General features: G+C 63.0%; 10 protein-coding genes. 6 read left to right on the top strand and 4 right to left on the bottom strand.

Annotated features, from left to right (window positions below; all coding sequences use genetic code 11):
- Positions 1-43: 43 nt before the first annotated feature.
- The 3 genes from Q4G14_RS09680 to proS all read right to left on the bottom strand — a co-directional run bounded on the left by Q4G14_RS09680 (position 44) and on the right by proS (position 3,247).
- Positions 44-1,225, bottom strand: a complete 1,182-nt coding sequence (locus Q4G14_RS09680) for an ABC transporter substrate-binding protein (RefSeq protein WP_303361536.1) — start codon at positions 1,223-1,225, stop codon at positions 44-46.
- A gap of 151 nt (positions 1,226-1,376) precedes the next feature.
- On the bottom strand, positions 1,377-1,889 hold the full coding sequence (locus tag Q4G14_RS09685) for a DUF2937 family protein (protein ID WP_303361537.1): 513 nt from the start codon (positions 1,887-1,889) through the stop codon (positions 1,377-1,379).
- Entirely contained in the window at positions 1,889-3,247 is a 1,359-nt protein-coding gene (gene proS / locus Q4G14_RS09690) for a proline--tRNA ligase (protein WP_303361538.1), read from the bottom strand. Before proS ends, Q4G14_RS09685 begins: the two co-directional genes overlap by 1 nt.
- Positions 3,248-3,382: 135 nt before the next feature.
- Between proS and Q4G14_RS09695 the strand changes: the two genes are divergently transcribed.
- The 6 genes from Q4G14_RS09695 (at position 3,383) to Q4G14_RS09720 (ending at position 10,539) form a co-directional block, all read left to right on the top strand.
- Positions 3,383-4,591 carry an AI-2E family transporter gene (locus Q4G14_RS09695; protein ID WP_303361539.1) on the top strand — a complete coding sequence of 403 codons (1,209 nt, stop codon included), beginning with the start codon at positions 3,383-3,385 and terminating at the stop codon, positions 4,589-4,591.
- Positions 4,588-5,274: a DnaA/Hda family protein gene (locus Q4G14_RS09700; protein WP_303361540.1), complete on the top strand. Its 687-nt coding sequence runs from the start codon at positions 4,588-4,590 to the stop codon at positions 5,272-5,274. The genes Q4G14_RS09695 and Q4G14_RS09700 overlap by 4 nt, the downstream gene beginning before the upstream one ends.
- 27 nt (positions 5,275-5,301) lie before the next feature.
- Positions 5,302-7,467: an RNA degradosome polyphosphate kinase gene (locus Q4G14_RS09705; RefSeq protein ID WP_303361541.1), complete on the top strand. Its 2,166-nt coding sequence runs from the start codon at positions 5,302-5,304 to the stop codon at positions 7,465-7,467.
- Positions 7,468-7,672: 205 nt separating this feature from the next.
- Positions 7,673-9,214, top strand: a complete 1,542-nt coding sequence (locus tag Q4G14_RS09710) for a Ppx/GppA family phosphatase (RefSeq protein ID WP_303361542.1) — start codon at positions 7,673-7,675, stop codon at positions 9,212-9,214.
- Positions 9,215-9,309: 95 nt separating this feature from the next.
- A complete protein-coding gene (locus Q4G14_RS09715; protein ID WP_303361543.1) occupies positions 9,310-9,834 on the top strand; it encodes a VPLPA-CTERM sorting domain-containing protein in 525 nt (174 codons plus the stop codon).
- Positions 9,835-10,026: 192 nt separating this feature from the next.
- Positions 10,027-10,539, top strand: a complete 513-nt coding sequence (locus Q4G14_RS09720) for a VPLPA-CTERM sorting domain-containing protein (RefSeq protein ID WP_303361544.1) — start codon at positions 10,027-10,029, stop codon at positions 10,537-10,539.
- 46 nt (positions 10,540-10,585) lie between these two features.
- Here Q4G14_RS09720 and Q4G14_RS09725 read toward each other — a convergent pair whose 3' ends face one another.
- On the bottom strand, positions 10,586-10,777 hold the full coding sequence (locus tag Q4G14_RS09725; RefSeq protein ID WP_303361545.1) for a hypothetical protein: 192 nt from the start codon (positions 10,775-10,777) through the stop codon (positions 10,586-10,588).
- Positions 10,778-10,831 lie beyond the last annotated feature (54 nt).

Genomic DNA, 10,831 nt, shown 5'->3' on the forward strand with positions numbered 1-10,831 from the left:
GGAAAAGCGGCTTTTACCGCGCCGCGCGGCTTTTGCTGGTTAATCAGCGATAGCCGACGACCTGCAATTCGCCGTCGCGGAATTCCACCTCGCGGTAAACACCGGCGGATTCGCCCGGCTCGACCAGTTCGACCGAGGTCGCGCCGACATAATCCACGTCGCCGCCCGCGTTGATGATTTCCAGTGCACGTGCCAGTTCACCGGGCAGGATCTGTTCGCCCGGCGCATTGGCAATATCCATCACGCTGTTTTTGTAAACGCCGGGATCGGTGGTGCCCGCCTTGGCCATCGCCAGCAGGATCAGCGCCGCCGCGTCATAGGATTCGGCGGAAAACGAGTTTGACCCGTCAAAGCCCGCCTCGGATGCCAGCGCGATATAGCGTTCGCGGCCCTCGCCTTCGGATGACGGGTTCTGGCCAAAGCTGCCGTCGATTTCCGCGCCAAAGCGTTCTTGCAGCGCGTTCGACACCATGCCATCGGCGAAAACGAAGGTGTCAAAGGCGCCGGTGTCCAGCGACCCGCGCACGATGCCGGAACCGCCCTGATCGACGTAACCGGCCACCACCAGCGCCTCGCCCCCGGCGGCGGCCAGCGCGGCGACTTCGGCGGCGTAATCGGCCTTGCCGTCGTCATGGGCGGAGCTGACGGTCACGCTGCCGCCCTTGGCGGTGTAGGCGGCGGCAAAGCTGTCGGCCAGCCCCTTGCCGTAATCGTTGTTGGTATAGGTGACGGCGACGGTGTTGACGCCGCGATCCAAAAGGATGTCGGCCATCACCTCGCCCTGACGGGCATCGGACGGCGAGGTGCGGAAGAACAGCCCGTTATCCTCGATCGTGGACAGCGCGGGCGAGGTGGCCGAGGGCGCGATCATCACGATGCCATTGGGCATGGCGACCCGTTCCAGCGTGGCGATGGTTTCGCCCGAACACATGCCGCCCACGATGCCCTTGACCCCATCGGCCACGATACGTTCGGCGGCGGATACGGCTGCGGCGGCGTCGGTGCAGGTGGAATCGGCGCGCACGCCCGTGACGGTGGTGCCATCCAGCAGCAGGCCGGAATCGCTGACCTCTTTCATGGCCAGCAGCGCGCCTTTTTCCATTTCGGGCGACAGCGATTCCAGCGGGCCGGTAAAGCCGATGGAAATGCCCAGCTTGATGTCTTCGGCGGTTGCGGCACTCGCCAGCAAGGCCCCGGCAGCCGTAGCGATCAACAGTTTTTTCATTTTTTCCTCCCGTTTGGATCAAGATCCTGCGGCAGAGGTTAGAGGCGCGTTTTCCAAAAAGAAAGCATTTCGGATGGAAAACCAGCCATGCCGTGCCATGTTGCATGTGCGGGTGGCGGCGCAGCCTGTAAACTGCCCCGCGCGGGGCGCGTCAGCGGCGCAGCGCGGGTGGCTGGTGCCGGATGTCGGCGCGCCGCCGTCGCCGCAGCAACGCAGCCACAGCGGACCAGAGCGCCATCCCCAGACCCAGGCCGATGGCGGCGGCGGTAATCCCGGCGGTGGTCACGGGCAGGGCGGGGCGGAAATCGCCCCATGTCGCGGCCAGAGTGGCGGGATCGCGCAGACGGTGGGGCAGGGCGATGCGTTCCAGCGGGGCGGCGGCGCGCAGCAGGGCCAGATCGGCGCGGGCGCGGTCCAGTCGGGTGAACACGCGGCCCATATCGCGCTGATGCAGGTCGCGAAAGGTGCTGCCCGACAGATCGGCCAGCGCCTGTTCGCGGGTCAGTCCGGCGCGGCTGGCGCTGGAGTCGAAATCGGCGGTGACGCGGCTCAGCGCATCGACCTGTCCGCCCAACCGCTGCACATATTGGTCGGAAAAGGCTGGAAACTGTGACAGGGCAGCGGCGCAGCAGGCCGCAAACCCCAGCCGCAGCACCCCCGCCATCAGACCGGATAGCCGGCGGCGATCACCGGATCGTAGATCGCCTTGATCCGGGCCACGGCCTCGGAGGGCGACATTTCCTCGGATTCGCCGCTGCGGCGGCTGGTCAGTTCAACCTTGTTGTTGGCCAGACCACGCGGGCCGACGGTGATGCGCCAGGGCAGGCCGATCAGGTCCATGCCGGCGAATTTCGCCCCCGCCCGTTCGTCGCGGTCGTCATACAGCGGATCAAGCCCTGCGGCGCGCAGATCGTCATAAATGGCCTGACAGGCGCTGTCGGTGCTGGCATCGCCCTGCTTCAGATTGACGATGCCGACATGGAAGGGCGTCACGCCCTCGGGCCAGATGATGCCCTTGTCGTCGTGGCTTGCCTCGATGATGGCACCCAGCAGGCGGGAAACGCCGATGCCGTGGCTGCCCATCTCGACCGGCACCCGCGCGCCATCGGGACCGACGACCGTCGCGCCCATCGATTCAGAATATTTGGTGCCGAAATAGAAGATCTGCCCGACCTCGATGCCGCGGGCGGAACGGCGGCGATCCTCGGGGATCTGGGCGAACGTTGCCTCGTCATGGGTTTCGTCGGTGCGGGCATAGCGGCTGGTGAATTCTTCCAGAATCGACTGGCACTGTTCCACGCTGTCATAATCAATCGCGCGGTCGCCGAATTTCAGCTCGGTGATGGCGCTGTCATAAAACACCTCGGATTCGCCGGTTTCGGCCAGAACCAGAAACTCATGCGTGTAATCGCCGCCAATCGGCCCGCCATCGGCACGCATCGGAATCGCCTGCAAGCCCATGCGTTCGTAGGTGCGCAGATAGCTGACCAGATGGCGGTTATAGGCGTGCAAGGCCGCCTCGCGCGTCAGGTCAAAGTTATAGCCGTCCTTCATCAGAAACTCGCGCCCGCGCATGACGCCAAAGCGGGGGCGCACCTCGTCGCGGAATTTCCACTGGATCTGATACAGCGTCAGCGGCAGATCCTTGTAGCTGTTCACATGCGCGCGAAAGATGTCGGTGATGACTTCTTCGTTGGTGGGGCCGAACAGCATGTCGCGGTCGTGCCGGTCCTTGATGCGCAGCATTTCCTGACCGTAATCGTCATAGCGCCCGCTTTCGCGCCACAGATCGGCCGACTGGATGGTGGGCATCAGCACCGGGATATGACCGGCGCGGGCCTGTTCTTCATGCACGATCTGTTCGATCCGGCGCAGCACCTTAAGCCCCAGCGGCAGCCAGGAATAGATGCCCGCCGATTGCTGCTTTATCATCCCGGCGCGCAGCATCAGCCGGTGGCTGACGATCTGGGCCTCTTTCGGGTCTTCTTTCAGGACGGGCAGGAAATAGCGCGACAGACGCATAGCGGGCACCTTTGTTCGTTTGGCCACGGTCTAGGGCAGGCGGGCAGGCGGGGCAAGATGGCGTGGCGTGGCCCGCTGCGCTTGCATCAGGGCCAACATCATAGCACAACGAGCGCGTAACGCGACGGAGATACCATGCAGGTCAGTGGGCGCAAACAGGTCTGGTATTGGGGCATCGCCGCCGCCGTGCTGATGCTGGTGCTGTGGCAACTGGGGTCAACGCTGACGCCGTTTCTGATCGGCGCGGCCATCGCCTATCTGCTGAACCCGATTGCCGACTGGCTGGAAACCCACGGGCTGAGCCGTGTCTGGGCCACCGTGCTGGTGACGCTGAGCGTGGCGCTGCTGATCGTGGCGGCGCTGCTGGGGATCATCCCGCTGCTGTCGCGCCAGTTCGCGCAACTGGTGCAGACCGCGCCCGAGATGTTCAACCGGCTCCAGTCCTTCCTGGGCGAGCGTTTCCCCGAACTGCTGGACGACCAAAGCCCCGTGCGCGAAACGCTGGCCAATATCGGCAACACCATTTCACAGCGCGGCGGCGAGCTGGCCGGGATGGTGCTGGGGTCGGTGATGAACGTGTTAAGCGTGGTGATGATGATCGTCATCGTGCCGGTGGTCGCCTTTTATCTGCTGCTGGACTGGAACAACATGCTGGCGCGGGTTGACAGCCTGCTGCCACGCGACCACGCCACGACCATCCGCCGTCTGGCGCGGGAAATCGACGATGCCCTTGGCGGGTTCCTGCGCGGCGAGGGCATGGTGATGACCATTCTTTCGGTGTTTTATGCCACCGGCCTGCTGTTGGTCGGGTTGCCCTTTGCGCTGTTGGTCGGGGTGATCGCGGGGGTGTTTTCCTTCATCCCCTATGTCGGCACGATCATTGGCGGCGTCACCTCGATCGGGCTGGCGCTGTTCGCCTTTTGGGGCGATCCGGTGATGATCGGCACCGTCGTTGCGATCTTTGTCGCGGGGCAGTTGATGGAAAGCAACTATCTGGTGCCGAAACTGGTCGGCAAGCATGTCGGCCTGCATCCCGTCTGGCTGTTGCTGGCGCTGTCGGTGTTCGGGTCGCTGTTCGGCTTTGCCGGGATGCTGATTGCCGTGCCCGTGGCGGCGGCCTTGGGGGTTCTGGTGCGCTATGCGGCGGAACAATACAAGGAAAGCGGCCTTTATACCGGGCGCGAAATGCCCACCCCGCCGCCGCAGCCCACCTTGATCGAGATCGTTCCCCCCGGCACTGTCGAGCGTGAGTGGCGGCAGGCCGAACGCGCCGCCGAACAGCGCATCAACGAGGTGCGGATCGACGAGATGATCGAGGAACGGGCCAAGCAAGACGAGTCGTGACCCGGCAAATTCCCCTTGATCTGCGCACGCCTCCGGCGTTGACGCGCGGCGATTTCCTGTTGGCCGCCGCGAACCGCGACGCATTGGCGATGCTGGATGCCCCGGCGCTGTGGCCGCAGGGGCGGATGCTGCTGGTCGGGCCAGAGGGCGCGGGCAAAAGCCATATCGCCGCCTTTTGGGCGGCAGAGCGCGACGCGCCGGTGATTGCGGCGGATGCGCTGGCGGACGGCTCGCCCGAGGCGCTGTTGAACAGTGGCGCGCTGGTGGTCGAGGATGCCGAGCGCGTGGCGGCCCGTGCGGCGGATCAGACGGCGCTGTTTCACCTGTGGAACCTTGCGCCCGCGCGCGGGGCGCTGTTGTTGCTGACTGCCCGCACCGCGCCGCGCGACTGGGGGCTGACGCTGCCCGACTTGCGGTCGCGCATGGATGCGATGACGCAGGTCAGGCTGGGCGCGCCCGACGAAGACCTGCTGGCCGCTGTTCTGGTCAAGCTGTGCGCCGACCGTCAGCTTGCCATGCCGCCCGCGCTGATCGGCTGGCTGGTGCGGCGGATGGACCGCGATCTGGGGCTGGCCCGGCGTCTGGTTGCGGCGCTGGATGCGGCGGCTTTCGCTGCTGGCGGGCCTGTAACGCGGCGGATGGCGGCAGATATACTGGACAAGATGCCTGCATCTGACGCATGATCTCCGGCTAAAAAATGGGCAAGACCGATGACACAAGCCGATTATCTGAAAACTCCATTTCCTGAACCCCAGGATCTGCCCGGTGGCACCCCGACCGGCCCGGCGCGGTTCTTTAACCGCGAATTGTCGTGGCTGTCTTTCAACTGGCGGGTGCTGGACGAGGCGCGCAACCCTCGGGTGCCTCTGCTGGAACGGTTGCGCTTTGTGTCGATCAGCGCCACCAACCTTGACGAATTCTATACCGTCCGCGTCGCCGGTCTGCGCGAACTGGTGCGCGAGGGGAACACCACCCCCAGCGATGACGGGCTGACGGCGGCTGAACAGCTTGTGCTGATAAATGCCGATGCCCGCCGGCTGATGGGCGCGCAGCAAGCGGTCTGGAACCGGCTGCGCCACGAGATGGAGCGGGAAGGCATCGCCATTCTGTCGCGGTCGCGCATTACCCGCGCCGAAGAGGAATTCCTGCACCGCTATTTCGCCGACCGCGTGTTTCCGGTGCTGTCGCCGCTGGCGATCGACCCGGCGCATCCGTTCCCCTTCATCCCCAACACCGGCTTTTGCCTTGCGCTGGAACTGGCCCGCGAAAGCGATGGCCGCCAGATGCAGGCGCTGCTGCCGATCCCGGCGCAATTGCAGCGGTTCATCCCTCTGCCGGGCGGCGAACGCTTTTTGCCGCTGGAAGATCTGCTGCTGATGCACCTGTCCAGCCTGTTCCCCGGTTATCGCGACGCCGGGCATTGCGCCTTTCGCGTGCTGCGCGACAGCGATCTGGAGGTCGAGGAAGAGGCCGAAGACCTGGTGCGAGAGTTTGAAACCGCATTGAAACGCCGCCGCCGGGGCAGCGTGATCCGGCTGAAAATCACCGCAGGCGCGCCCGACCGGCTGCGGCGGGTCATCATGGACGAACTGGCCGTCAGCCCCGACGAGGTGATCGAGGTGCAGGGCCTGCTGGGCGTCGCCGATCTCAAGGAACTGGTGCTGGACAGCCGCCGCGATCTGCTGTGGCCGTCCTTCGCGCCGCGTGTGCCCGAACGGGTGCAGGATCACCACGGCGACATGTTCGCCGCGATCCGGCAAAAGGACATGCTGCTGCACCACCCCTATGAGACCTTTGATATGGTGGTGCGGTTTCTGCATCAGGCGGCGCGCGACCCCGATGTTCTGGCGATCAAGCAGACGCTGTATCGCACCAGCCGCGACAGCCCCATCGTCGATGCGCTGTGCGAGGCGGCCGAGGCCGGGAAATCCGTCACCGCGCTGGTCGAGCTGAAAGCCCGCTTTGACGAGGCCGCCAACATCCGCCAGTCGCGCAGGCTGGAACGGGCCGGCGCGCATGTGGTTTACGGCTTTGTCAACTACAAGACCCATGCCAAGATCAGCAGCGTTGTCCGGCGCGAGGGCGACAGCCTTGTGACCTATACCCATTGGGGCACCGGCAACTATCATCCGATCACCGCGCGGATCTATACCGACCTGTCGCTGTTCACCTGCAACCCGGCGCTTGGCCGCGATGCGACCAAGGTTTTCAATTACTTGTCTGGCTATGTTCAACCAGAGGGGTTGGAAAATCTGTCGATCAGCCCGATCAGCATGAAGCCGCGCCTGCTGGACCTGATCGCGCGCGAGGCCGAAATGGCCCGCCTTGGCCGCCCCGCCGCGATCTGGGCCAAGATGAACAGCCTGATCGAAAAAGATGTGATCGAGGCGCTGTATGAGGCCAGCGCAGCGGGCGTCAAGATCAGCCTTGTCGTGCGCGGAATTTGTGGAATTCGGCCCGGTATCAGGGGCTTGTCAGAAAATATTCGTGTGAAATCTATCGTCGGCCGCTATCTGGAACATTCGCGCATCGTCTGTTTCGGCAATGGCCACGGCCTGCCCAGCAAAAAGGCGCGGGTGTTCTTTTCCTCTGCCGACTGGATGGGCCGCAACCTGAACCGGCGTGTCGAAACGCTGGTCGAATGTCTGAACGATACCGTCAAGGCGCAGATCGTCAGCCAGATCATGGCCGCCAACATGGCGGACGAGGCGCAAAGCTGGCTGTTAATGCCTGACGGCAGGTTCTTGCGCTATCTTCCTGAAGGACAGGAAGATTTGTTCAATTGCCATCGCTTTTTCATGGAAAATCCGTCGCTGTCCGGGCGGGGAACCGCTGGCGCGCGCGATGTGCCCGCACTGACCCATTCGGCGGATTAAGGCCGCAGGTTGGGGGCGGCGGGCCGGATCGCGCCTTGCGCATCGGCCCGTCGGACTGCACGCGACTTCAGACTGCCGTGTCAAGCTGCGTCATGCCCATGCTACGCAGCGAGAATTGTTAAAAACTGCGTGGCCCGCTGATTGACCTGATAGACATGCCATTGCATTAACCTTTTCGTTACTGCCCCAGTGTAAAGAGGCCCCCATGCATGGCGTGCGAACCACCAGCGGCAAGAAGATCGACCCGTTCGGGACCGAATCTCCGTTTGGCCAGCTTGCCGCGCGCGAGTTGCGGCGGGTCGGCGTGGTGGACATCGGCTCGAACTCGGTTCGGCTGGTGATTTTTGACGGGGCGGCGCGCTCGCCCGCGTATTTCTATAACGAAAAGGTCATGGCCGGGCTGGGGCGCGATATGGCCGCCACCGGCAGCCTGAACCCCGAGGGGATGGAGCGCGCCCTGGCCGCGCTGAAACGCTTTGCGGCGCTGTCGCGCGATATGGGCATCCGCCCGCCCGTCTGTGTCGCCACCGCCGCCATGCGCGAGGCCAGCAACGGGCCAGCGTTCCGCAAAAAGATCGAAAAGGCCACCGGCCTGAAAATCCACGTCATCGACGGTCAGGAAGAGGCGCGGCTGTCGGCGCAGGGCGTGCTGCTGGGCTGGCCCGATGCGCGCGGGCTGGTGTGCGACATCGGCGGCAACTCGATGGAACTGGCCGAGGTCGAGGACGGCCGCATCGGGCGGCGCGCGACCTCGGGTCTGGGGCCGTTCCGCTTGCAACAGGTCAAATCGGGCCTGCGCAAGCATATCCGCGAAATCATGGCCGGGCTGGCTCGCGAATTGGGCACGGAGCACGACAGGCTGTATCTGGTCGGCGGGTCGTGGCGCGCCATCGGGCGGCTGGATATGGAGCGGCGCGGCTATCCGATGACCGTGCTGCACGAATACCGCATGACCCCCGATGACGTGGCGGCGACGCTGAAATGGATCGCCGACAGCGACCTGTCGGATCTGCGCGCCCGCACTGGCGTTTCGTCGTCGCGGATGGATCTGATCCCGCTGGCTGCGCAGGTTCTGGACGAACTGGTTCAGACCTTTGCCCCCACTGAGCTGGCGATCAGCAGCTATGGCATCCGCGAGGGGCTGTTGTATGAGCAGATGTCCAACAGCCTGCGCAAGCGTGATCCGCTGATCGAGGCCGCGCGGTTTACCGAACGCCAGATGGCCCGGATGCCGGGCGGGGGCAAGCTGCTGTATCAGTTTCTGCGCCCGCTGTTTCCCGATGCGCCGCCCGAACGCGACAGGCTGATGCACGCCGCTTGCCTGCTGCATGATACAAGCTGGCGCGCGCACCCCGATTATCGCGCCGAATCCTGTTTCGATAATGTCACCCGCGCGAATATGGCCGCGCTCAGCCACCCCGAGCGTGTCTTTATCGGCCTTGCGTTGCTATATCGTTACAAGAATAACCGCCAGAACAGCGCGATGGCTGCGCTGTTTAACCTGTTGACCGACTCAGAACAACGTGATGCGGAAATTCTGGGCAAGGCGATGCGCTTTGGCGCGATGTTTTCCGCCGGTGATCCTTTGGATGCGGGCGCGCTGCGGATTTCGCCCAAGGGAGACGCGCTGGAACTGCGGCTGACCGACAAGGGGCGCGCGCTGATGGGTGAGGTGGCGCAATCCCGGTTTGAATCGCTGTGCAAGGCGATGGGGCTTGCCCCGGTTGTTAAGGGGCAGGGCGAATAACCCTATGGTTTAACTGGATTCCGGGTTCAGTTTTTCAACTTTACTCACGCGGGCGTTACCTCCTACGATGTTAACCAGTGTTAACGGGGGTAACGATGATTCTGAAGTTTTTGGGCGCGGCTGCGGTCGCCATGGGGCTGGCCGCCCCGGTGAATGCGGCTGTGGCGGAATACCATGGCAGTTTTGACGAAGGCTATATAAAAGGGCACTTTGTCGGGCTTGATCTCGAAGGGAATGGTGTCGTAACCAAGCTATTGGATTTCCATATAGCGTTTGATGATATGAATTACGGCAGTCATAGCTATTTTTATATTGAATCTAGTACTGCGACGGATTTCAAATTTATTGACCATGGCGATTGGTCCGGAAGCCTGAACGGCACTGCTTTCATCAGTTATTGGGTGCCGCTTTGTGATTCATGGAATACTCCGCCTTGTATGCCCGGCGATATGCCGGGATATGATTACTTTGACCAATGGCGATTCGAAACCACTTCGGTTGAATTTGTCCGATACGATCTGACCCCCGCCCCGGTCCCCGTCCCCGGCACGCTGCCCCTGATCGCGGGTGGCATCGGTGCGCTGGCGGTGTTGCGGCGGCGGCGCAAGGCTGTGGTCTGACGCGCCATCGGTTGTGCGGCGCATCGCCGCGCAACCTTTCTTAAGATTTGGTTAAAATTCATCTGGTCAGATGGCCGGTATTTTGTATGCTCAATTCACGAATCTGTGTTGAGGTGCGTTATGCTGACTACCTGTTTCAAGAAAGTTTCGTGCTACCTGTCACTGTCGGTTTTGGCACTTGGCTTGCCCGCCATGGCACAGGCCGCGACCTATCAGGGCCATTTCGACGAAGGCTATATCTGGGGCAGCTTTGCCGGGATTGACCGCAACGGCGATGGTCGCATCACGCCCGATGAATTGACCGGCTTTTCCGCCACGCTTGACAATATGACCGGCGGGCCGGGCCAGTATCGTGTTGAAAGCAAAAGCGTTTCGAATTTCCTTTTCGTGCATCACGGGCCGGGGAAAGCCACCCTTAGCGGAACGGTTTCGTTCTGGTTTCGGCAGGCTGTCTGCGAATACTGCTGGGGTGGTGGCTATGATCCCTATGACGACGCATACGGTTTTGCGGCAATGATTGCGCCCAGATATTCTTATGGCGAATATGAGGTGCGCGAAACGCTGAATACCAGCAATGTCAGCTATCAGCTTACCCCGGCAACCGTGCCTTTGCCCGCAGGCGGGGCCTTGCTGACCGGAGGGCTGGCCGCGCTGGCCTTGATGCGCCGACGTGGGTCACGACCGGATCAGCAGGGCCGGGGATGAATGCAAAGGCCGCCCCAAAGGCGGCCTTTGTCGATATGCGGGCAGATTATTCCGCGCCGTTATAGGTATAGGCCAGAATCGCCCCCGGATTGGCGGGCTGGTTCGAAACACCACCCGCCACCGGCTCGAAATTGCCGGCGCTGTCGGTGGCGATCCAGATCGTCCTGCCATCGGGTGAGATTTCCGTATCGCGCAGGCGGTTGTCGCTGTGGAAATAGCGGGTGAGGGGCTGGGTCACATACGCGCTAACTTAAGGGCTTGTGGGGTTTCTGGCGGCGTTTGCCTGGCTTTT

Source organism: Paracoccus sp. (in: a-proteobacteria), from assembly GCF_030538755.1.
GTDB lineage: Bacteria > Pseudomonadota > Alphaproteobacteria > Rhodobacterales > Rhodobacteraceae > Paracoccus.